The following is a 23,021-nucleotide window of genomic DNA, read 5'->3' as shown; positions in this document are numbered from 1 at the left end:
TCTACTTCAAGAAAAATAATAAGGCATCTAACATTTCATCCTTATCCCAAACTTCATTATGAAGAATTTCTTTCTTATCTAAACCTTTTAGACTTCTAGGTATATCTACATTTGTTGCTTTATTTAATTCCTTTAAAACTCCAAAATCATCTACGTTACTTATATCTATACCTAATGCATTACAAATACTAACTGGGAATTTATAAGGACTAGCAGTTGAAGCAATTAAAACTTCTCTGTCATCGCCTGTTTCATTCTTATATTTTTCCCATACAGTCTTTCCTACAGCAGTATGAGTATCCATTAGATAATTTTCTTTTTCATATACATTCTTAATTGTGTTATGAACCTCTTCTTCTGTAGCAAAGTTTCCATAAAACTCTTTTAAGAATTCTCTAACTTTTGAAGACACTTCATATACTCCATTAGCCATAAGTCCGTCCATTAATGCTTTTATTTCTTCTCCATCTCTTCCACTACCTTCATATAGTAATCTTTCTAGATTTGAAGATACTAAAATATCCATTGAAGGAGATTGAGTTAAAATAAGCTCTCTTCTCTTATCATAAACACCAGTTTGAAAAAAGTCTGTTAAAACCTTATTTTCATTAGATGCACATATAAACTTATTTATTGGTAATCCCATTTGCTTCCCGTAGTAAGAAGCCAATATATTTCCAAAGTTTCCTGTAGGTACTACTACATTTATTTCCTCATCCTCTTTAATCTTACCTTGCTCTATTAGTTTAAAATATCCATAAAAATAATAAACAATTTGAGGAACTAATCTCCCTATATTTATAGAGTTAGCTGAAGATAAGATATATCCATTCTTTTTTAATTCTTCTTTTAACCTTTCATCTCCAAATATCTTTTTTACCCCAGTCTGTGCATTATCAAAGTTACCCTTTATTCCAAATACTTTTACATTATCCCCTTCTTGTGTTGCCATTTGTCTCTCCTGAATAGTACTTACACCATTTTTAGGATAATAAACAACCACCTTAAATCCATCTACACTACTAAAACCTTCTAAAGCAGCCTTACCAGTATCCCCTGAAGTAGCTGTTAATATCACTATTTCCTCATTTACTCCTAGAGACTTCTTTGCTCTTTTCATTATTTGTGGAAGAAATAGTAATGCTGCATCCTTAAAAGCACAAGTTGGTCCATGATAAAGTTCAAGATAACTCTTGTTTAACTCTGGTTTAAATCTATTATTGTAAGCCTCATCAATAGCTTCCCTTAACTCATTTTCATCTATATCTGTAAAGAATTCTTTTATTATTTTAAAAGCCAATTCTTCATAAGATAATCCCTTGTTCTTTTTTATAGTTTCATATAAATTAGGAAATGAATCTGGAACGAATAGCCCCCCGTCCTTTGCAATCCCTCTTATAATACATTCTGCAGATTTTACATCTCTTTCTAGCCCTCTTGTACTTTGAAATTTCATTTAATCACCCCAAATATTTTTCATTTTTTGTCACACATTCCTTTTATAGTATAATATCATGTAGCTATTTTGAATACAAGTGTATGTAAATGATACACAGAAAGTTTTTTCCAAATAATAACTAGCACAATGTCTATATAGAAATAAATGCTTATAATGACAAAAAAGAAGAATCCTTACGAAAGGACTCTTCTATAGAGAAAAGTATACAAAATAATTTTTTTGTATGTTTTAATTTAAAATTAATTTTTGATGTTATTCAAATTTATTCTTTAAATTATTAGATAATATACACTGTCTATGTCCATCTAATATATTATCTAAAGCCTCTTCTTTAACTCTATCAAATAGGTTGAAAATTCTTTTTGCTTTATTGCATTGATTATAAACTTTCCAATAACCACAAGCTAAACACTTTTTGTCAGAGCAAGTCATAAAATCTTTAACATCTTCTAATGGAAACCCCAAAAAAATTCCTAATTCATGTGGACAATTATATAGTTCATATCTTACTTGTAAAATTTCTAATGCTTCTTCTACAGAAAATTTATTTGGATACCCTAAAGACATAAGGAAGTTTTTATTTTTAGGAATATTTATAAATGTTTCTAATAATTCAAGATCATATATTAAAATTACTAAAGACTTTTCTGACTCTCTTAACTTTATAAACTTTATTCCTAAACTCTCTAAATAATCTTCGCCATATTCCTTCCACAATCCGTAAGTATTTTTATTATTACTCTTAGCTAAATTTAAAGTTATTGAAGGCTTTAATCTAGCAATTATTAGTGAAACAGTGTAAGAAATAAGCATTTCTATATATTCTTTACCATTTAAATTATTTAGTAATTTAAAAAAGTTGTTTAGTTTTTTAGTCATTATCTTCCTCCGTAAAAATTATAACTTTGCAATTTGTTTTCCATAATCAATACATTCAGTTTCAGTATCCCCTTCTGGAGCATAATTTATTATTGCTGGATCTTAATAAAAAGAGACTGCTTAAGCAATCTCTCTGTACAATTTTATTAACTTTTCCCATTTAAAGTCCTAATAATACTAACGCTCCCTTTATAGAAAAATTATGTTTTTCCACAAAGTCTTTTATTTCTTCCTTTTTTATCTTTAGAACTTCAATCTCTTCATTTTCCTCTAAGTTATCCTTACTTATTTCTCCTTCTACTATCATTTTCACAACAGCAGTAGTCTCATCTGTAATTCCAACAGATGAATAACTTGGTTTTAATATTAGTTCATAACTCTTGCACTTTAATCCTGTTTCCTCAAATAATTCTCTTCTAGCTGCTTCTTCAATTGTTTCACCTGGATCAACAATTCCAGCTGGTAATTCATATAAATAATCATCTATAACTGGTCTATATTGTTTTAAAATTATAACCTCTTCATTCTCAGTTATAGGAAGTATCATAACTCCATCACACTTCGAATGATCTTTTGTAAGGCAGATTAGATCTTCCTTTTTGCGTCTACTTACCATAAAATAATCTTTAATGTTTCCAACCTTATTAATTAGTTTAAGTTTATACATATTTAAATACTTTGTGTCTTCTAACTGTTCTATACTCTCTAATTTCATAACTAAAACACCTCTTCATTAATACATAACTTTTTAAATCTACACTTTTTACACTTATTTAAAGAATCACATTTTCTAAAGTACTCTTTATCCCTTGGTTGATTTAATTTTTTGTCTATTAAAAAGGCATCTATAACATTTAAATCTAGCTCTATTCTATTATTAATATTTACTAAATCCTCTTCATTAAATGTATAATCTGCACTTTCTCCTAGTAATAAGTATTCTACTCTTCCTTTAATTTTATCTAAGGAAACATTATACTTTTCCATTACATAAATCACATAAACTAGAAGCTGCTCTCTATCATGCTCTCCTATTTTTCCTGTCTTCCAATCTGTTATAACATAATACCCATCTTCATTAATATAAAGCATATCAATTAAAGCAAATACTTTTACACCATGTATAAATATATAATCAAAGTTGCCTTCATCTACTTCTAATAGTATAGACTTTTCCTTTAAAATATCTTTATAACTTTTTGAATTAAAAAATCCGTCTATACATAATTCTATTCTTCTTTTTACCTCGTTAACACTTTCCTCATCAAGTTTATCACCATAATAATACTCTTGAAGCATTTCTCCCCTAGGATAGTCATCCCATACTCCATCCCTATACTTTTCTAAACTTTCCTTTACTCCATGGTTTAAAACTTTCCTCATATACTCCTTTAAGTAATTAGGAGTTATATTTAAATTATGTTTATTTTTAATTGTTTTCTTTATAACATCATGAAGTTTATCTCCAAACATTAACCATATATTCGTTAACTTCTTTAATCTCCAAGCAACTTTTTGTTCATCTGTAGCATTATCTATCCACCCATTATGTGCCCCATAATATGTATAATAATACTCCCTATAACAGTTCTCCATTACCTTCATCTTAGATATACTCCAGGACTTTTCTGGATAGACCTTTATTGTGTATCCGCTTCCCAAAAACTTATCATCCTCTCTAATTCATAAAGCTTTCTATTATGCTTTGATCATTAATAAATAAACAAACCACAGTACCAATAAGAATTATTCCTACTACTATGGCTAATATTTTTGATATTGGATTTCCATAATTTAAATCATACCCAATTCCAACTCTCTTTTGTATCATAATAGCTGGATCTTGCTTATTATAATAAAACAATCCTATCTTATAGAATCTATCATCATCTCTATAAATTATTTCTCCCTCATCTTTAACCTTTATATTTTTTCCACCTTGACCAATATATATTAATATACCTACTCCTATAATGCCTATTAAGGATGTTAACACTCCAAATACACCTACAATTAATTTTATTTCTAATCCTTTTAATATAGCAATTTGCATAGCAAAAAACATTATTATTGTCTCAAGTCCCATTACATATAAAAATAGCCCTACATATCTTCTAAACTTATTTTGCTGTTCCAATGTTCCCTTAGCAGTTCCACTATTTATTATTTTCTTAGAACTTATAGTATACCTATGAAGAAATATAAACATTATTGTCATTCCTATTTGAGTTAATGGAAGAGACAATACCCCTAAGTACCCATTTAATGTACCTTTAACAGCAAAACCATCAGCAATACCTTTTCCATTGAAATGTGTTGCAAAAGTATCTGGTAAATCCTTATAAAATACTAATGTCAAAAGTAAAGTTATTAAAATAATTATTCCGTATATCCAATAATACTTTATTGATAAGGGTTCATTAGTTTTCATATCTTTATTTTTTATATTCATATCAACTACTAATATATTATTTCCAGAAGAATTAAAATCAAATTTTCTTTTTAATTCTTTCATTTCTTTCCATGAGAAATAATAAATAGTATAATTAGTTGCTAAAAATATTATAATTCCCAAACATAGCAAAAAAGCCTTATCATATATATAAATTATAGAAAATAAAATAGAGCATAAAATAATCATTGTAAATAAATATCTTTTTCTATACCTTTTCTTAATATAATTTATTTCCTCTAAGTTCTTATATTCTTCTGGAACTCTAATTCCATATATTATTCCGTTATTAGAAAACTTCTCAACAAAAAGCCCTTGAAAAAATAACAAACCTACTACTAAAATTAAAGTTAAATATTCTATAAATAAATCCATCAATATCACCACCCTAAGAATTAAACTTTTTAAATAATTCTTCTATGTTTTTCTTCGCTTCTTCTTCACTTATTCCTCTATTTATACATTGAGCTACCATTAACTCCATATCCTTTTCCATATTTCTTATAAACTTTCTATTACTATCATCTAAAGAAAAAGAAATCACTGCACCTTTTCTTCTATCCATTCTTACATATCCATCTTCCTTCAAAAGTGCATAGCTTTTATTTACTGTATGCATATTAACTCCAATTTCTTCTGCTAAAGCTCTAACTGAAGGAAGTTCATCTCCCTCTACTATTTCTCCTTTAGCTATTCCTTTAATTACTTCATTTCTTATTTGAAGATAAATAGGTTCTTCTGACTCTAAATCAATTCTTAGAAACATTTTTTCACCACCCTAATTTCTGTTATATTCATTGTATAACAGACCTTAATGCAATTCAATAATGATAATGCCTTTTATTGTCTTCACCTTAAATAAAATCCTACTTTTTCATTTTTTGTTAATAAATTAACAAAACTGTATTGCAAAATTTATATATCGTGCTAAAATTAAAATCGTCGGTATTCTTTTTAGGAAACTGAACATTAAATCTATACTTACTATTTGCCGAATTATATCCAAAAGGAATAAGAACGGGGGAATTAAAATGGAAAGATCGTATGTAAATAAAAAATTTGGAACTAGACAGTTAGTTATCATTGGTATGCTTTCAGGAATATCAATATTTATGGGACTTACAGGTTTTGGTATGATTCCAACACCTTGGATGAAAGTTACTATTCAACATTTACCTGTAATAATTGGTGGGATTGTTGAAGGACCTATTGTTGGTGGAATTGTTGGCTTAATATTTGGTATATTTTCTATGTATCTAAATATGACTCAACCAGTACTTTTGTCACCAATATTTATGAATCCAATAATAGCAATAATTCCAAGAGTTTTAATTGGTATTGTATCTTATTATGTTTTCAAAATAATAAAAGAAAGGTTTAATAAAGAAAAGTTAGGTCTAATTCTATCTGCTATAGCTGGTACAATTACCAATACAGCTGGTGTTTTAGGATTAACATATATACTTGCTATGGAACAGTTTGCAGCTTTAAAAGAAATTAGTTCAACAGCTGTTGCAGGTGCATTAGGAACTATTGCAGTATCTAACGGAATTCCAGAATGTATAGTAGCCGTTATGATTGTGGTACCTGTATGTTTAGCTTTATTTAAATTAAATAAAAGAAGATAATTTTATAATGGTTATAACAAGTAGTATAGATTTTATTAATTAACTTATGATTATTTTAAATATTAAATATAAAGTAAAAAGTTTGTGGATATTTACCCACAAACTTTTTTTAACATCTAGGAAATTATAACAATTTTCAAGTGGCAAACCCCTATGAATACAGAACTTTGAGTTATAAAAATATGTTAAGACATTGAAATTAAAATTATTTTTTCACCACATAAGACCAAAAGCACGTTTTGGAACCTGTGGTATGGTTGAAAAACATGCATTATATATATTATATCCAACTTTTGTACAAGTATAGTTTGTACTTTTTTCCTTCTTTGCCTCTCACTTCATAGTTTATATAAAACTACTTTACACACAATAATAGTGCAAAGCAAATAAAGCTTAGCAAAAAATATTATACCGTTAAAGGAGGAATTTGTATGTCAAACAATAACAACAGAGCTTTAGTTCCAGAAGCAAAACAAGGATTAAACAACTTCAAGAATGAAGTTGCAGGTGCAATGGGAGTTCCATTCACAGATTACAATGGAAACTTAACTTCAAAGCAATGCGGTAGCGTTGGTGGAGAAATGGTTAAGAGAATGGTTGAACAATACGAACAAGGGTTAAAATAATTAACCAAAAATAAAACTCAAAAAAGGATTACGGATTATCCGTAATCCTTTTTAACGTCTAGAAATTATAAAAATATAGTGCTACCACAGAGCACCAAAAGTAAGCTTGGAATCTGTGGTATGGCTGAAAAATATATTTTTTCTCTAAAACGTAGTGAGACTACTTTTTTATATTGTCCATTTTTGTTCAACTTCAGTTAATAAGTGTTCTATTGCATAATCTCTAACATTCATTTTTATCTCTTTTTCTAGAAGTTTTGAAATCAGCTCATCCTTTTCATCTTGGAACATTGCACTCTCTCTAATCTTTTCTATAAACTCATCTAAATCATAAATATACGCTTCCCCTTCATATACGCCAGCTATTAGACCTGAATCTTCCATATCCCTTTCTTGTGTCATATCAAAGTAAGAATACTTTCCAAAATGAGATATGGATAAAAGTCTTTCTAAATAAAGTGTGGTTATATAACCACGTGCATTTGAAAGTTCTACAAAACCAGTAACATCCCCTGTCTGAGAAACCACTATATAATTATTAAAAGGCGTTATGTAATCCATAATAAAAAACCTCCTTAAGAGAAGATAATAAGAATAGTAGTGATAAAAAGGACAAAAGAGATAAGGTTGGAACTCTACTTAAATAGAATTTTTTATATAATATTAACCTTTTTCTCTTATTTCTCTTTCTATCTTATACTTATTTTCTGCTTAAAAGAGGTTTTGTATACAAGCTATTTTTCCCTTGTATAAAGTGTTAATTCATTGTTTTGTCCGTCTACTACTACTGTTGATCCATAGTAAACATCACCTTTTATAATTCTTCTAGCTAAGTTATTTTCAAGGGTATTTTGGATATATCTCTTAAGTGGTCTTGCTCCATATATAGGATCATATCCTTCTTTTGCTAGAACACTTTTAGCTTCTTCTGTTACTTCTAACTTTATATTCTTATCTACAAGTCTTGCTCTCACTTCATCTAAGAATATATCAATTATCTTCTTAATTCCTTCTTCAGATAAAGGCTTAAACATAATAATATCATCAACTCTATTTAAGAATTCTGGCTTAAATTTATTTCTTAAAGAAGCCATAACTAAATTTTTAGCTTCACCAGTTACTTCTTCACCTTGATTTTCTAATAAATATTGAGAACCAATATTTGAAGTCATTATTATAATTGTATTTTTAAAATCTACAGTCTTACCTTTATTATCCGTTAACCTACCATCATCTAAGATTTGAAGGAAGATATTAAAGACATCTTCATGTGCCTTTTCAATTTCATCAAATAATATTACACTATATGGTTTTCTTCTAACAGCTTCTGTTAGTTGACCACCTTGTTCATATCCAACATATCCTGGAGGCGCTCCAACCAATCTAGATACAGCATGTTTCTCCATATATTCAGACATATCAATTCTTATCATAGCATCTTCGCTATCAAACATAGTTCTAGCTAAAGTTTTAGCTAATTCTGTTTTACCTACACCTGTTGGTCCTAAGAAAATAAATGAACCAATTGGCTTATTTACATCTTTTAGTCCTGCCCTTGCTCTTAATATAGCGTTAGATACTGCTTCAACTGCTGCATCTTGACCTATAACTCTTCTTTGTAATTCAGAGTCTAATCTTAATAACTTTTCTCTTTCTCCCTCAAGAAGATTGCTTACAGGAATTCCAGTCCATTTTGAAAGAACTTCAGAAATTTCTTCTTCTGTAACTTCTTCTTTTAATAATGCACCTTCATAGTTTTCCTTAACTTCATATTCTTTAGTCTTTATTTCTTCTTCTATCTTAGGAATAACAGAATATCTAATTTCGGCAACCTTGTTATAATCATATTCCCTTTCATATCTTTCAAGATCACCACGTGCTTCATCAAGTTTAGTCTTTAACTCTTTTAAAGATGTTATATGCTCTTTTTCTTTCTCGTATTTAGCTGTCATTTCATCATTCTTTTCTTTTAATTCAGCTAACTCCTTAGTTAAAGCTTCCAATCTCTTTCTAGAACCTTCATCTTTTTCTTTTTCTAGAGCTTCTTTTTCAATCTCTAATTGGAATACTTTTCTTCTTATAACATCTAACTCAGTTGGTAAAGAGTCAATTTCTGACCTTATCATAGAACCTGCTTCATCAATTAAGTCTATAGCCTTATCTGGTAAATATCTATCTTGAATATATCTATTAGATAGCTTCGCAGCTGCAACTATAGCTGAATCATGAATTCTAATTCCATGGTGAATTTCAAATTTTTCTTTTAATCCTCTTAATATTGAAATTGTATCATCTACTGATGGTTCATCAACGATAACAGGTTGGAATCTTCTTTCAAGAGCTTTATCTTTTTCAATGTATTGTCTATATTCATCAAAAGTTGTAGCACCAATACAATGAAGTTCACCTCTTGCTAGTAAAGGCTTAATTAAATTACCTGCATCCATTGCTCCATCTGTTTTACCAGCACCAACTATTGTATGAATCTCATCTATGAATAAAATTATTCTACCTTCACTATTTTGTACTTCCTTTAAAACAGCCTTTAATCTTTCTTCAAATTCTCCTCTATATTTTGCCCCAGCAATCAAAGAACCCATATCTAATGAGAAAATAATCTTATCCTTTAATCCTTCTGGAACATCTCCTCTTACTATTCTTTCAGCTAATCCTTCTACAATAGCAGTTTTACCTACACCAGGTTCACCAATCAACACTGGATTATTTTTAGTTCTTCTTGAAAGAATTCTAACTGTTCTTCTAATTTCTTCATCTCTTCCTATAACAGGATCTAATTTATGCTTTTTAGCTAAATCAACTAAATTTGTACCATATTTAGCTAGAGCATCATAAGTTCCTTCTGGATCATTAGTTTCAACTCTTTGACTTCCTCTCACTTCACTTAAAACTTGCATAAAGTTTTTTTCATTTATATTATAAGATTTTAATATATCTCCTACTTGTCCTGACTTTTCCTTATCTAGTATAGCTAACATTAGATGTTCAACACTTATATAAGAATCTTCAAACTTTTTAGCAAGTTCTTCTGCTTTTATTAAAACTTCTTCAACTTTTCTAGTTATATATACACCTGAATTATTAGCGCCCTCACCTAAAACTTTAGGCATAGTATCTAAAGTTCTATTTAATGTACTTTTTAGTCCTCTTACATCAACATTCATCTTTGTTAGAATATTAGGAATTAATCCATCATCTTGTTCCACAAGAGCAGCAAAAAGATGTATTACTTCTATTTGTTGATGATTATACTTAACAGCAATTAAATTAGCATCATTTAATGCTTGTTGAACTCTTATTGTCATTTTATCAACATTCATAAATCTTTCCTCCTTTAATCTCCTTTTAATATTCTTTTCTATATTCTTATAATAATACAAAAGTCAAAGAAAGTCAAAGTAATATTTTAATTTTTTTCATCTTTTTGATATAATTTTATTAATTACAATTTTTATGAGGTGAAGCTTATGAGGAAAGAGTATGTTACATATAACTCGGACCTGCCAATACAAATAACTTATGCAACAATTAAAGAATATCCCCTTCATTGGCATAACACTATTGAAATAGTGTATGTACTAAAAGGTAAAATAAATATTTCTATAGATACAGATAACTTTGAACTTTATGAAAATGAACTTGAAATAATAAATATTGATGAATCTCATAGACTTTATTCTGATGAAGACAATAAAATACTTCTATTTCATATAGACCAAAGCTTCTTTGAAAAATACTATAAGGATATTAAAAACATTTATTTTTATACCAATACATCTGATCTAGGAGCACAAGAAGGAGAAGAATACATTATATTTAGAACCCTACTTGCTAAATTACTTTGTGAGTCAGTTCAGAAAGTTGAAAATTACGATGAAGAGATAGAATCTATTTTAATAGACTTACTTTTCCATCTAATAAATAATTTTCATTACTTGATCTATGACCAAGAGGAGCTAAAAGATAACAAAGAGCAACTTGAAAGATATCATAGAATTTCAAAATATATTTTTAATAACTACAATAATAATATTACTCTCCAAGCTATTGCTAAAAAAGAATTTTTAAGCCCCCATTATCTTTCACATGAAATAAAAAATGTAACTGGATATAGCTTTACTGACCTTATAAACCTAACTAGAGTTGAAGAGTCAGTTAAGCTACTTTTAGATACAGATATGAGTATATATGAAATTTCTGAAGAGGTTGGATTTTCACATACTAGGTACTTTAATAAGCACTTTAAGAGCTATTATAATTGTACCCCCCTTCAATTTAGAAGAAAAAATAAGTTTGATGAAGCTACTTTAGAAAAAATGAAGGACATTACCCTTCTTCCACTTGAAGATTCTATTGATATTTTATCTACTTATTTAGAAAACTATGAAAGGTTTAATTATGATAATAAACTTTGGACAATTGATGTAGATATAAATAACAACATTGAAAAATATAGTGATAAATTTAGGGAAATTATTAGTCTTGGAGATATTTTTGATTTAATGATTGAAGATAATAAGGATATTCTTGAATCTCTTCAAAATGAAATTCATTTTGAATACGGAAGGATAGAATATTTTTTCCATAATAATATGGGAATATTTAAGAGTAGTGACTTTATAAATTGGAACAGAGTTAAAACTGTATTAGAGTTTATGGCATCAATTGAACTGAAGCCTCTTATAGTTATCGATAATTATGATTTTGAAATAGAAGACTACATTCATACTATAGAAAGCTTCTATTCTTATTTCTCAGAAATAGAATATTATTATTTATCTGATGTAAAATTTCAATTAAACTCAACTCTTTCTCTAGAGATAAAAAAAGAATTAAGAAAATATTTTAATAATAGTAAATTTAATTTATTAGAAGAAGAGTTTATTCCATTTAAAGAATTAAATCCCATTTATGATACAGCATATATGTTGCCTTATATAATCCATAGTAGTATATTTACTCATAAAGATTTAAGTTTTCTTAGAGCTTTTGATGTTATTGAAAAAGAAATTTACCTAAATAACGAAGTGTTTATAGGGGCATCGGGAATAATTAATGATATGGATATACGTAAACCTTCCTACTATGCATATTATCTACTAAGCAAATTAAGCGGAAATGTTGTAGCAAAAGAGGATGGATATATAGTAACTAAAGATAGAGATACATATAGTATTCTTTTATATACCTATAATGAAAACATAGATGATTTATTTAAGAACAGTTCAAAATTAAAGTCTAGCGAAAGAAAAATTTCTTTAAACTTATTTAATGTACCTAGCGATTCTAGAATAACCTTCTATGAAATAAATCAAAAAGTAGGTTCTTCATATGACTACTGGGTATCTATGGGTAAACCTGAACGACTAAACAAAGAAGAAATGGAGATACTTTCAAAAGCGTCTTTCCCAAAAATTGAATTTAAGTATGCTAAAAAGAGTCCTGTTTTAAATATAATAACTAAACTAAAAGGATATGGAGCAACACTTATTTTAATTAAACCAACTAAGAAATGAATATCCACATTTTATATTTTTTAATATGGAAATGTAATAATACCTTTGATTTATAGCTAATTGAAATTTTATACTTTCCTAGATAGTCAAAAAAGGGTATTCTTTCCGAATACCCCCTTTTTATTTATATACTTTTTTCCTTGCTCATTGCTAATGTAAAATATTTAATTGCATCTCTAACTTCGCCTAATTTATAGTACATATTAGCCATTTCTAAATATCTATCGCGTCTTTCTTTTTTAGTGCCAAACTTAAACAATGAATCTAATGCCAAATTCATATATCTTTCTGACTCTCTATATCTATTTTCTTTTTGTAAAACTTTTCCCTTTAAAGAATAAGCCTTTTCAATTAACCTAATATTGTCAGTCTCTATTGCTAAGTCTAACGCCTCATCTGACAAATCATATGCTTTTTCATACTCCTCATTACTAAGAAAAATATTTATGCACTCACTTAAAAATTCAACATACTTTTCTTTGTTATGCTTAGGAAATAGCTCAATTCCCTCTTCAATTTCTGATATAGCTTTTTTTCTATTACTTGCAGTAAAATATGCTTCACCATAATCTCCTTTTGAAGTTGCAACTAAGATAGGATTATCCTTTTGACATTGAAAAGCTTTTTCTATGTGTTCCTCTGCTTCACTATTACCTAACTTTATGCAACTCAAAGCATAAGCGTGGTATATTTTTCCTTTATTTATATCATCTTTTATACTATTAATATATTTTATTGCTTCACATAAGAATTTGTAAGCTTTTTCATAATTATTTAGCTTCCAATAACAAATCCCTTCATTGTATGCAATAAAAGCATATGTACTTTTTTCTTTAATTCCATTTTCAGAAATAATCTCTCTAAGTCTACCATAATAAGTTATTGCCTCAGTATACTCCCTATTTTGGAATAGATATTGTGCCATATCTCTAAAATAAGTTACTGTATTACTTTCTGTATTAGTTCTTTGATATAGGTCATAATATTGTGAAATTATTAGTTGAATTTTCTCCCACTTATTTTCCTCTAAATAATAGGAAAAAACTATATGTATTAATTCAAAGGCTAAGTCATAATATTCATACTCAATTGCATACTCTAGGTTATGTCTTATATTATCTTCAAATATCAAATCTTTTTTCGTAGATTTCTTTATTGAATTAAGATTGTTTAATATTTGTTCATATACATCTTGAATTAAATAATCATAATCCACCCCAATTTTATCCGCCACATACTTTATAATTTCACTATCTGCTTTCACCTTACCATTTTCAATACAGCTCATTTTAGAAATAGAAATTTTATCTCCACAAAGTTCTTTTAAAGTTATTCCCTTGTAAATCCTTGATCTTTTAATTTTTTCCCCAGTAGATAATATCTCCATTTTAATCACCCATTTAATATTAGTTTTGTAATATACCTAATTCTTTAAATATGTTAACCCCTTCATCAAGATATTTAGCCGCTTGAGTATCATTCTTATGGTCTATATAAAACTTCCCAACCATTATTGCTAACTCTCCAGCTCTTCTTAATTCACCTGCGTTTTTAGAAAGCTTATACGTATTAACTAAAACATCTTCTGCTTTACTAAGTTCATCTTTTATTGTATGAATTCTGTATTTTATTAAGTTGCATTCGATTATTCCATCTATATCCTCATCTTTTAATCTGTGATATATTTCTTCTAATTGTGTTTCACATTTATCTATTTCTTTTATCTTAAGATAATTTTTACATATATTAATTAATGTCTCTATTAAACTGTCATCATTATTTCTAGTTTTAATTTCTCTAGCCATTTCATAGTGCTTAAAGGATTCTTCAATGTTTTCAAAGTTATAAAATAATTTTCCTAAGTTATTTTCGATATCAGAAACACTCTTAAGATCATTTATTTCATGATATACCTCTAATGTTTTTGTAGAATACTTTATAGCATTGTTTAAATCGCCTCTTCTATTATATTCTTCTGATAAAAGTAGAAGTGTTTTTGCGTACTCTTTCTTATTATGAATTTGCTCAAATTTTTCTTTTGCTAAAAAGGCATAATCCATTGCTTTTCCTAAGTCTTCAATAATATAGTAGGTTCTTGACATGTTATAGTATATTTCTCCAAGTAAGAAATCGTTACCTATATTGTTATCTAAATACACCTTTTCTGCTTGCTTTAGATAACTATTAGCAGAGTGATATGCATTTAACTCTAAAGTAATTTTTCCTAACTTTAAAAATGTTTTAACAATCTCTTCATATTCATTGTTTTTTATAAAAATTACATTAGATGATAAAAAGAATTGCTGTGCAACTGCAAGTTCACCTTTTGAAATATAAATTTCTGCTCTTAAGAATAATATCCTAGCTTTTCTATACTCTAAATTATACCTTTCTGCATAATAAAGAGCATTTTCAATATATTTTTCCCCTGTAACATAGTCTCCACTTAAAATATAAGATTCTGCAACTTGCTCATAATATGTACATATTTTTTCAGCTTGGCTCTCTTCTGACTCCATTAAATACTCCACTGTAGTATTTAAGCTATTAGCTAAATACTCTAATAAGTCCATAGAAGGATTAGAACGACCAGACTCTACAAGACTTATTTGACCTGGAGTAATTCTATCTTTTGCTAAATCTTTTAAAGTCATATTCAATTCTTTTCTTCTTCTTTTAATCTTTTCCCCTAATGATAGAATTTCCATACTGCACTCTTCCTTTTTAGTAGTATTAATATCATGATATAAATAAATCTTTTTTACATAAATTATACCATAAATTTGCAAAAGAAAACAACATTTTGTAATTTTATTACGAATTTTTTCTTATTTTTTTTGCTACTTTTTTAATAAACACCAAAAATTTATATAAATATATTTATTTTTCCTCACTATATTTATCCTTTTATCAACATATATATTATCTTTAATTCATTCAAAATTTTGTCGAATATGTTTTAAATAACTTAAAGATTTTTATAAATAAAAAAGGTGGAGTATATATTTATTTTGATTGTTCCGTCACTACGCTCCAAGTCACAATAAAATAAATACTCACCCCACTGGTATTAATGGTAAGGAAACTATAAAATCATTATCCACAATTTTATATTTTTTAATATGAAGATGTAATAATGCCTTTCATTTATAGCTAATTAAAATTTTATACATTCCTAGACATTAAAGAAAGAGAAGTTATAAATCAACTTCTCTTTCTTAATATTATTAATTAATAAAATCTATTATATCCCCATAGGATTCTTCAGCAAAATTTAATAACTTATATCCTGCTTTTTTAATCTTTTTTTGAGTCTTTCTATCAAGTTGAGGCATTACTATCATTCCAATAGTTGCTCCAACAGCTAATCCAGCTACCATTCCACTAATATATCTTCCCATATTTACACACCTCTTTAATAAAATAATATTTCTCATAATATAGAGTGTGTACTTTAGTATATTTTAACCTATGCAATAATTCCCAATGCTTTTTTTGCTAATTTATCAGCAATGTCATTATACTTATCACCACTGTGCCCTTTTACCTTAACAAATCTTATATCAATCTTTTTCATATTATCTTGCATTTTTTCATGATAAGCTTGCGTTAATTCTTTATTTCTTTTCCAAGTACCTAAGGCCCAACATTCTACACCTTTATAGTCATATACTATAGTAACTTTTTTATATCCTTTATTTATAGCAAACTCTGTAGCTTTTAAAGAACCCAAAACTTCCCCTGCAACATTTCTTAACAAAGCAGAATCTTTGTCTTCTCCAACTCCACAATCTTCAAAAACTTCTTCTCCATTATCTATAGCTATCAATCCATAGGAATAGTTCTCTTTCTCTAAAGAGAAGCTACCATCTACATAAATAACAAGTCCTGCATTATCTAGATCTAAAGCAACTTCTTCCTTACTTTCATTCTTTACTGTTTTAGGCTTTCCTTCAGAATTTAAAGCTAAAAACTCTATTGCTTCCTTTTCAGTTTTAAAACTTTTATATACTGCTCCCTTACATCCTATTACTTCTTCCTTACATTCATCCCATGTTCTAACTATCATTGGAATTCCTGACTTACCTCTATATATTGAATAATATTTTGACATATTATTATTCCTTTCTATAACGTACTTAATTCTTCTACCACATTATAAAGCTTTTCTACATTCTTTGCACCAGTAAAGTTAGTAACGTATTCCAGACCATTTTTAAGTACTAAAACAAGCTCATCCTTCCCTGCCCAATTTTCTAGAATAACCTTTGTTGGAACATCTGTTGCTATTCTATTTAAAGCAAAAAATACAACTGCAATTTCATCTATCTTTCCTATAAAAGGTATTTTATCAGGTATTAAATCTGTAGGGAAAATAACATAAGCTAAAGATGCAGAAACAACTAACTTAGTTTTTATTGGTACCCTACTATCTTTAAGCATTCTGCAAATTAATGCAACAATATCAGGAACTACAAATATATAATCTGAAATCTTCTTTGCTCCATCAGGTAACTTTTCCTGAAGTTTATCTCTACCTAAAGTATAGTAATCAGTCACCTTATTTACAGGTTCTTCATCCTTTTCCTCATCTTCTGTAATTACTTCTGGTTCTTCTACTTTAATAATATTGCCCATTAAAGAGATATTTATATTCTCTACTTCTGCATGAAGTGCTTGTCCTTTTATGTAAAGTGCTTTTAAATCTATATCTACATACGGGATATCCTTAAGCAACTTTTTAATATCTATTATAACCCTATCTTTTGTTGCATCTATTCCACTTATCTTTAATTGTCCTAGTCCTATTTTTAACGCTAAACTTCTTATAGGCCTAAAGAACCCTAATTTCATAAGTTTTAACTTTGAAAACTTAGCAGTAACTATTGAATTTTCTACCTTTTCTATTGTTAACTGTCCTGAAAAATCAATAGAAACCCCTTTTTTAAAAGTTCCTTTTATATTAATAGCATTATCTATTGTTACTTCCTTTAATTCTAATCCATCAACCTTAACGAACTCATTAATTATACTAAGTATATCTGATCCCACTAATTGGGCTTGTACACCTGAAATTTTCATATAATATTTCCTCCAATATTACTAATCTTTCTATATTTTACCCTTTATTTAATCAGTTGTAAAATAACTTTCATTCTTTATTACATACCATAACTTACATTGGTAAATGTTATGATTTTAATTAGACATAATATTCAAAATATTTATAATAGTAGTATAAATACATTTTGGAGGTACCCAATGAATAAACAAAAGAAAAATTATATTATAATTCCAATAATAACTTCAATATTATCATTAGGTATACTACTCTTCTCATCAGTAAATTTTAATACAAAAAATAATAAGTCATATAATACTTTTAAATCTGATTTAGAATCAAACCAAGTATTAAAAGTTGCTTTAAGCAATAACCCCTATATGAGTATTTATTTAAAAGATGGGACAAGCTATAAAACTGATAATCCTAATAGTCCTACTTTAAAGGAAGAACTATTAAGTAAGAATATCTCTATAAATGAGAATAATAATATAAATGTTACAAAAACCTTTGCTGGTCTTTTATTGCTAGGCTCAATAATAACACTAGTTTTTATGAGTACAAATAAATCTAAAGGAATGTCCTCCGCTACATCAATAGAGTTAACAGACTTTAGTGAAGATAATAGCAAGGCTCTAAGCTTTAAAGATGTTGCTGGAAATGAGGAGGCAAAGGAAAGTTTAAAGGAAATAGTTGATTTTCTATCTAACCCTGAAAAATATAAAAGCTATGGTGCAAGAATGCCTAAAGGGGTAATTCTTTATGGTGACCCTGGTACAGGAAAAACTCTTCTTGCTAAGGCTGTTGCTGGTGAAGCTAAAGTACCTTTCTATGCCTTAAGTGGATCTGATTTCGTGCAAGTATATGTAGGTGTTGGTGCCGCTAGAATTAGAAATCTATTTAAAAAAGCAAGAAGTCACGGAAAAGCAGTAATCTTCATAGATGAAATAGATGCTATAGGTAAAAATAGAGATAGTGGTAAAGCTGCTGGTGGAAATGATGAAAGAGATCAAACCCTTAACGCCCTATTAACAGAAATGTCAGGCTTTGGTGAAAGTGAAGGTGTCATTGTAATGGCAGCTACAAATAGATTAGATATTTTAGACCAAGCTTTACTTAGACCTGGTAGATTTGATAGACATATAGAAGTAGCTCTTCCAGATGTTTCTGCAAGAGAAAAAATAATAAATCTTCATTTAAGCAATAAGCCTCATATTGATTTAAACATTAAAGATATTGCAAAGAAGACATCTTATTTTTCTGGTGCTAAGCTAGAAAATTTAATTAATGAAGCTGCAATACTTGCTGCTAAGGATAATTCTGAGTATATAACTGAAACTCATATAGATAAAGCATATTCAATAGTTCTAGCAGGACATGAAAAACTTGAGAGGTCACACTTAAAAGAATCTGACCTATTACTTACTTCTTATCACGAAGTTGGACATGCTTTAACATCATTATTAGTATTACCTGAAGATGAGGTTTCAAAGATATCTATAATCCCAACTACTAAAGGTGCTGGAGGATACACATTAACTATACCAGAAGATACCAATTATCAAAGAGCTGATTATTTAAAGAAAAAGATAATGGTTATGCTTGGTGGACGTGCAGCTGAAGAAATTATCTTTGGAAAAGAAAAAATAACAACTGGAGCTTCTAGTGATTTAACCAATGCTACTAACATTGCTATGGGAATGATTAGTGAATATGGAATGGGAGAAACCTTGGGCTTATTAAAACTCTCTTCCTTAGGATCAATGGCATCTGGATATAGCACAAAGGTTATAGAAGAGTGTAAGGATTTAATTAACTCTTTATATGATGATACCCTAAAGCTTCTGAATAATAATAAAGAATTATTAGAGCAATTCTCTATTGAACTTTTAGAAAAGGAAACCTTAAAGAAAGAAGAAATAGATATTTGGAAGAAGCTTTGCTGATGCAAAGCTTCTTTTCTTTTAGAAAACTTCTAATTCCATAAGCTTCTCTTTCTTATCAAAAGACTATTGCTTCTTTCTCGAATTATTTTAGCATATTTATATATTTATATATTGTAAAGTTCTTAAGTTCTTATATTTCTTGTCATAAAAGAATTTCTCTTAGAAAAATTCTTTTATAAGATATCTTATTTATAAAAATAATATTATTTTTATTATTAATATTGTTTTTATAATGTATAGTACTTATCCATCTTAATGTATTAATGACTATACCAAATAAAGAATAGAACTCTCATTCCTCCACCGCCGATTTATTTACTCCTTATCTTCTTACCTTTTTACCTTCTTTCTTCATAAAAATAAAAGGAACTGCTTTCGCAGCTTCTTTATTCACTAATTTTTAATTTCACTTCTCTTTCATCTTTAAAGATTACACTATATATTTCAAAACCTTCTTTAGCTTCATAAATACTTATATTATTATAAACATAGTCTCCCTCTTTATTTCCACCATTAACACTTATACCACCTTCAATTTCTCTCACTATAGAAAAGTCTTCTACAACTTTGCTTCTAAGTCTTACATAACTTCCATCAATGCTATCTACTTCTATTCCAAATGGATTTTCATCTATTGTTTTATTATTTATATCTACCTTTAATTTTACTTTTTCTTTTGGATGAACATAAATTTCATAAAACTTCATAATTAATTCTTTTTTATCAAAAGGAATTTCCCCATTGAACTCCATATAGCCATATTGAATATCACTATTCATAGATCCACTGCTTGTCACATACACCTTATTATCTTTATCAATTATTTTGCACTGTAAAAACATAAGGCTATCATAATAATTACTATTAAATTTAAGAACTGTTCTAGTTTTACTTGTTTCAAACTTTACAAAATTTATAGTTCCAACATCTAATTTTAATGGTTCTGCTTTGATCTCAAACTCCTTAATATCTACATTAAAAGCTTCATCTAACTTTACTGGCACTATAAATGTTGAAATAGGATCATAACTTGTTAAATCTCCACCTTCTCCTTTTTTGTATACCTTAAATTCAAATGTTATTTCATATGGAAACTCATTAAATGTAGTTTCAAAATAATTATCATTTATATTAAAAGTTCCTTGCACCACTGACACTTGATTTGATATAGGATAATCAGTTTTTACCATTATATCAACATCATACTTATCTATATCTTCAATTTCATAATTGACCCAAAGCCTTTTATAATCTCCTGATAAACTATTTAATTTAAATTTAATGCCATTCTTTTCTTCAGAATAATTAATACTTTGAACCAATCCAGACTCCACAGCATTTTCAAAACCATCATCACCACCATTGAATCTAACTAATTCCACTAACTTTTTAAATCCTGGTATTGAACTAAATGCTTCTGCTGCTGTAGCTGATATATTTACACTTGCAACGAAAATTATAAATAATGCAACCACACTTTTTCCTACATTGTATATACGTTTTTTTAATATTTCTTTCTTTCCTATACTCATAGCTTTTTTAACTCTAAAATTTAACTCTTCAGGAATTTCTATATTCTCATAATTTCTTTTTTCCTCTTCAAAAATACTCTTACTCATAACTACCCTCCTTAAATTCTTTTCTTAGAAAATTAAGTGCTTTATGAAGTCTATTCTTTACAGTTGGAACAGATATCTCTAAAATCTCACTTACTTCATTTATGGTGTAGCCATGAAAATATTTTAAAATAATCACAGTTTTTAAATCTTTAGGCAAGTTATCCACAGATTCTATTAATTCACTGTTATTATCTTCTATTAATTCAATATTTTTAATTTTTTCATCACAATAGACAATCCTTGAGCTTTTCCTTAAATAATCTAAAGCTGTATTAATAATATTCTATTAATCCACTTTTCTAATGCTTTCATATCCTTAAGTTTATTAATATTTTTATAAGCTTTAACTATAGAGTCTTGAAGGATATCTAATGATTCATCTTTATTTTTAACATATATAAAAGCAAGCCTATATAGTTTATCGCTATTCAACTCTGAAAAATTTTTTATTAAACTTCAAGATAACATTTACATTTACAAAATATTTATCTTTTTGGAACTTTTTATTATATTTGCTATAAAATATTAAATAACAATATTGTAATAATTTTCTTTATATGATATTATATTGATACTATTTATTAAAACTTAATAATGATTTATCAATCATTTTTGTTATTATTTAAGAATTAAATATTAAAGGGGGATTTATTATGAAAAAGAAATTACTTTGTGGAGTTTTAGCTTCTGCTATGGCTTTCTCAGTACTTGCAGGATGTGGAGGTAACTCTGAAGGCGGGGCTGATTCAGAGGTTATAAAAATAGGGGGAATAGGACCTTTATCTGGGCCAAACTCAACTTACGGTATCTCAGTTAAAGAGGGGGCAGATCTTTTAGCTGAAGAAATTAATGCAGCTGGAGGTATAAATGGCAAGAAAGTTGAATTCATCTTTGAGGATGATCAAAGTGATAATACTGTAGCTGCTTCAGCATTTAACAAATTAGTTGATAAAGATGGAGTTTGTGCAATTCTTGGAGGAGTTACATCTGGTACTACTTTAGCAATAGCACCTAATTCAACAAATAAAAAGATTCCTATGATTACACCTACTGGAACTGAACCAACAATAACTAATGTAGGTGGAGATTTTATGTTTAGAGGATGTTTTGTAGATTCATTCCAAGGTGAAATATTAGCTAAATACACTAAGGAGAATTTAGGAAAGACTACTGCTGCTGTTTTATACAATTCTTCTTCTGATTACTCAAAGGGAATTGCAAATGCATACAAAGAAACTTTAGAGAAAAACGGTGGACAAGTAGTAGAATTCTTATCTTATGGTAGTGACAAAGAAACAGATTTTAAGGCACAACTTACTAAAATAAAATCTGCTAATCCAGATGTTATTATATTACCAGATTACTACAATGTTGTTGGTTTAATAGCTAAACAAGCTAGAGATATGGGCATAACTTCTCAATTCTTAGGTGGAGACGGATGGGAATCTGAAGAATTAACTAAGATTGGTGGAACTGCTGTAGATGGTGCTATATACATTAACCACTACTATGCTGAGGATACTGAAGAAAATGTAAAGAACTTTGTTGATTCTTATACTAAGAAATATAACAAAACTCCAGACTGCTTTGCTGCTCTTTCTTATGATACAGCTAAAATTTTAGTTAAAGCTATAGAAAAAGCAAATAGTACAGATGGAACTGCAATAAGAGATGCTTTAGCTGGAATGGAAATTAACAGCGTAACTGGAAATATCAAATTTAATGAAGAAAGATCAGCTGTTAAGAGCGCAACTATTATAAAAATTAATGGAGACAAGAAGGAATTAAATGATAAAGTTAATCCTTAATATAATAC

Annotated in this window: 21 protein-coding genes; 5 read left to right on the top strand and 16 right to left on the bottom strand. The window is 28.2% G+C overall.

Annotated features, from left to right (window positions below):
- Position 1 precedes the first annotated feature (1 nt).
- From thrC to KIB46_RS04950, 6 genes are all read right to left on the bottom strand, one after another.
- Positions 2-1,456: a threonine synthase gene (gene thrC / locus KIB46_RS04975; protein ID WP_291671052.1), complete on the bottom strand. Its 1,455-nt coding sequence runs from the start codon at positions 1,454-1,456 to the stop codon at positions 2-4.
- A gap of 255 nt (positions 1,457-1,711) precedes the next feature.
- On the bottom strand, positions 1,712-2,338 hold the full coding sequence (locus KIB46_RS04970; RefSeq protein ID WP_291671051.1) for a DUF3793 family protein: 627 nt from the start codon (positions 2,336-2,338) through the stop codon (positions 1,712-1,714).
- A 160-nt stretch (positions 2,339-2,498) separates the two neighbouring features.
- Entirely contained in the window at positions 2,499-3,053 is a 555-nt protein-coding gene (locus KIB46_RS04965; protein WP_156562034.1) for an NUDIX hydrolase, read from the bottom strand.
- A gap of 2 nt (positions 3,054-3,055) precedes the next feature.
- Positions 3,056-4,000 (bottom strand): PD-(D/E)XK nuclease family protein, encoded by a 945-nt coding sequence (locus tag KIB46_RS04960; protein ID WP_291671050.1) that lies wholly within the window; start codon positions 3,998-4,000, stop codon positions 3,056-3,058.
- 16 nt (positions 4,001-4,016) lie between these two features.
- Entirely contained in the window at positions 4,017-5,165 is a 1,149-nt protein-coding gene (locus KIB46_RS04955) for a DUF1648 domain-containing protein (RefSeq protein ID WP_156562030.1), read from the bottom strand.
- 13 nt (positions 5,166-5,178) lie between these two features.
- Positions 5,179-5,556 carry a GntR family transcriptional regulator gene (locus tag KIB46_RS04950; RefSeq protein WP_027096844.1) on the bottom strand — a complete coding sequence of 126 codons (378 nt, stop codon included), beginning with the start codon at positions 5,554-5,556 and terminating at the stop codon, positions 5,179-5,181.
- 265 nt (positions 5,557-5,821) lie between these two features.
- Between KIB46_RS04950 and KIB46_RS04945 the strand changes: the two genes are divergently transcribed.
- Both KIB46_RS04945 and KIB46_RS04940 read left to right on the top strand, forming a co-directional pair.
- On the top strand, positions 5,822-6,418 hold the full coding sequence (locus tag KIB46_RS04945; protein WP_156562026.1) for an ECF transporter S component: 597 nt from the start codon (positions 5,822-5,824) through the stop codon (positions 6,416-6,418).
- A 431-nt stretch (positions 6,419-6,849) separates the two neighbouring features.
- Positions 6,850-7,044, top strand: coding sequence for an alpha/beta-type small acid-soluble spore protein (locus KIB46_RS04940; protein ID WP_156562023.1), 195 nt, complete (start codon positions 6,850-6,852; stop codon positions 7,042-7,044).
- Positions 7,045-7,212: 168 nt separating this feature from the next.
- Here the strand turns inward: KIB46_RS04940 and KIB46_RS04935 are convergent, their stop codons facing one another.
- Both KIB46_RS04935 and clpB read right to left on the bottom strand, forming a co-directional pair.
- Positions 7,213-7,605, bottom strand: coding sequence for a hypothetical protein (locus KIB46_RS04935; RefSeq protein WP_291671049.1), 393 nt, complete (start codon positions 7,603-7,605; stop codon positions 7,213-7,215).
- A 173-nt stretch (positions 7,606-7,778) separates the two neighbouring features.
- A complete protein-coding gene (gene clpB / locus KIB46_RS04930; protein WP_291671048.1) occupies positions 7,779-10,382 on the bottom strand; it encodes an ATP-dependent chaperone ClpB in 2,604 nt (867 codons plus the stop codon).
- Between the two features lie 147 nt (positions 10,383-10,529).
- Here clpB and KIB46_RS04925 point away from each other — a divergent pair, with 147 nt between their 5' ends.
- A complete protein-coding gene (locus KIB46_RS04925) occupies positions 10,530-12,578 on the top strand; it encodes a helix-turn-helix domain-containing protein (RefSeq protein WP_156562017.1) in 2,049 nt (682 codons plus the stop codon).
- Between the two features lie 124 nt (positions 12,579-12,702).
- Here the strand turns inward: KIB46_RS04925 and KIB46_RS04920 are convergent, their stop codons facing one another.
- The 5 genes from KIB46_RS04920 to KIB46_RS04900 form a co-directional block, all read right to left on the bottom strand.
- Complete coding sequence (locus KIB46_RS04920; RefSeq protein WP_156562015.1) at positions 12,703-13,965, bottom strand: helix-turn-helix transcriptional regulator; 1,263 nt, start codon at positions 13,963-13,965, stop codon at positions 12,703-12,705.
- A 19-nt stretch (positions 13,966-13,984) separates the two neighbouring features.
- Positions 13,985-15,286 (bottom strand): helix-turn-helix transcriptional regulator, encoded by a 1,302-nt coding sequence (locus tag KIB46_RS04915; RefSeq protein ID WP_291671047.1) that lies wholly within the window; start codon positions 15,284-15,286, stop codon positions 13,985-13,987.
- 519 nt (positions 15,287-15,805) lie between these two features.
- A complete protein-coding gene (locus KIB46_RS04910; RefSeq protein ID WP_156562011.1) occupies positions 15,806-15,979 on the bottom strand; it encodes a YtxH domain-containing protein in 174 nt (57 codons plus the stop codon).
- A 68-nt stretch (positions 15,980-16,047) separates the two neighbouring features.
- Positions 16,048-16,692, bottom strand: a complete 645-nt coding sequence (locus KIB46_RS04905; protein WP_156562008.1) for a ribonuclease H family protein — start codon at positions 16,690-16,692, stop codon at positions 16,048-16,050.
- Positions 16,693-16,706: 14 nt separating this feature from the next.
- On the bottom strand, positions 16,707-17,660 hold the full coding sequence (locus KIB46_RS04900; RefSeq protein WP_291671046.1) for a YkvA family protein: 954 nt from the start codon (positions 17,658-17,660) through the stop codon (positions 16,707-16,709).
- A 180-nt stretch (positions 17,661-17,840) separates the two neighbouring features.
- Between KIB46_RS04900 and KIB46_RS04895 the strand changes: the two genes are divergently transcribed.
- Positions 17,841-19,586 (top strand): ATP-dependent metallopeptidase FtsH/Yme1/Tma family protein, encoded by a 1,746-nt coding sequence (locus KIB46_RS04895; RefSeq protein ID WP_291671045.1) that lies wholly within the window; start codon positions 17,841-17,843, stop codon positions 19,584-19,586.
- 386 nt (positions 19,587-19,972) lie between these two features.
- Here the strand turns inward: KIB46_RS04895 and KIB46_RS04890 are convergent, their stop codons facing one another.
- The 3 genes from KIB46_RS04890 to KIB46_RS16370 form a co-directional block, all read right to left on the bottom strand.
- Complete coding sequence (locus tag KIB46_RS04890) at positions 19,973-21,205, bottom strand: DUF4179 domain-containing protein (RefSeq protein WP_291671044.1); 1,233 nt, start codon at positions 21,203-21,205, stop codon at positions 19,973-19,975.
- Positions 21,198-21,371 (bottom strand): RNA polymerase sigma factor, encoded by a 174-nt coding sequence (locus KIB46_RS16375; RefSeq protein WP_363290203.1) that lies wholly within the window; start codon positions 21,369-21,371, stop codon positions 21,198-21,200. The genes KIB46_RS04890 and KIB46_RS16375 overlap by 8 nt, the downstream gene beginning before the upstream one ends.
- A gap of 95 nt (positions 21,372-21,466) precedes the next feature.
- A complete protein-coding gene (locus KIB46_RS16370) occupies positions 21,467-21,637 on the bottom strand; it encodes a sigma factor (protein ID WP_363290201.1) in 171 nt (56 codons plus the stop codon).
- Between the two features lie 221 nt (positions 21,638-21,858).
- Here KIB46_RS16370 and KIB46_RS04885 point away from each other — a divergent pair, with 221 nt between their 5' ends.
- Positions 21,859-23,013 carry an ABC transporter substrate-binding protein gene (locus KIB46_RS04885; RefSeq protein WP_156560642.1) on the top strand — a complete coding sequence of 385 codons (1,155 nt, stop codon included), beginning with the start codon at positions 21,859-21,861 and terminating at the stop codon, positions 23,011-23,013.
- Positions 23,014-23,021 lie beyond the last annotated feature (8 nt).

The organism is Clostridium sp. (assembly GCF_018372875.1).
Classification (GTDB): domain Bacteria; phylum Bacillota; class Clostridia; order Clostridiales; family Clostridiaceae; genus Clostridium.
This window is presented reverse-complemented; position numbering and strand designations above follow the sequence as displayed.

Bases quoted from the DNA above. Each gene is read 5' to 3' on its own strand.
- KIB46_RS04910 (WP_156562011.1), bottom strand. From the start codon at position 15,979: ATGGGAAGATATATTAGTGGAATGGTAGCTGGATTAGCTGTTGGAGCA.
- KIB46_RS04925 (WP_156562017.1), top strand. From the start codon at position 10,530: ATGAGGAAAGAGTATGTTACATATAACTCGGACCTGCCAATACAAATA.
- KIB46_RS04885 (WP_156560642.1), top strand. From the start codon at position 21,859: ATGAAAAAGAAATTACTTTGTGGAGTTTTAGCTTCTGCTATGGCTTTC.
- KIB46_RS04905 (WP_156562008.1), bottom strand. From the start codon at position 16,692: ATGTCAAAATATTATTCAATATATAGAGGTAAGTCAGGAATTCCAATG.
- KIB46_RS04955 (WP_156562030.1), bottom strand. From the start codon at position 5,165: ATGGATTTATTTATAGAATATTTAACTTTAATTTTAGTAGTAGGTTTG.
- clpB (WP_291671048.1), bottom strand. From the start codon at position 10,382: ATGAATGTTGATAAAATGACAATAAGAGTTCAACAAGCATTAAATGAT.
- KIB46_RS04940 (WP_156562023.1), top strand. From the start codon at position 6,850: ATGTCAAACAATAACAACAGAGCTTTAGTTCCAGAAGCAAAACAAGGA.
- KIB46_RS04935 (WP_291671049.1), bottom strand. From the start codon at position 7,605: ATGGATTACATAACGCCTTTTAATAATTATATAGTGGTTTCTCAGACA.
- KIB46_RS04895 (WP_291671045.1), top strand. From the start codon at position 17,841: ATGAATAAACAAAAGAAAAATTATATTATAATTCCAATAATAACTTCA.
- thrC (WP_291671052.1), bottom strand. From the start codon at position 1,456: ATGAAATTTCAAAGTACAAGAGGGCTAGAAAGAGATGTAAAATCTGCA.
- KIB46_RS04920 (WP_156562015.1), bottom strand. From the start codon at position 13,965: ATGGAGATATTATCTACTGGGGAAAAAATTAAAAGATCAAGGATTTAC.
- KIB46_RS04970 (WP_291671051.1), bottom strand. From the start codon at position 2,338: ATGACTAAAAAACTAAACAACTTTTTTAAATTACTAAATAATTTAAAT.
- KIB46_RS04945 (WP_156562026.1), top strand. From the start codon at position 5,822: ATGGAAAGATCGTATGTAAATAAAAAATTTGGAACTAGACAGTTAGTT.
- KIB46_RS04950 (WP_027096844.1), bottom strand. From the start codon at position 5,556: ATGTTTCTAAGAATTGATTTAGAGTCAGAAGAACCTATTTATCTTCAA.
- KIB46_RS04900 (WP_291671046.1), bottom strand. From the start codon at position 17,660: ATGAAAATTTCAGGTGTACAAGCCCAATTAGTGGGATCAGATATACTT.
- KIB46_RS04890 (WP_291671044.1), bottom strand. From the start codon at position 21,205: ATGAGTAAGAGTATTTTTGAAGAGGAAAAAAGAAATTATGAGAATATA.
- KIB46_RS04965 (WP_156562034.1), bottom strand. From the start codon at position 3,053: ATGAAATTAGAGAGTATAGAACAGTTAGAAGACACAAAGTATTTAAAT.
- KIB46_RS04915 (WP_291671047.1), bottom strand. From the start codon at position 15,286: ATGGAAATTCTATCATTAGGGGAAAAGATTAAAAGAAGAAGAAAAGAA.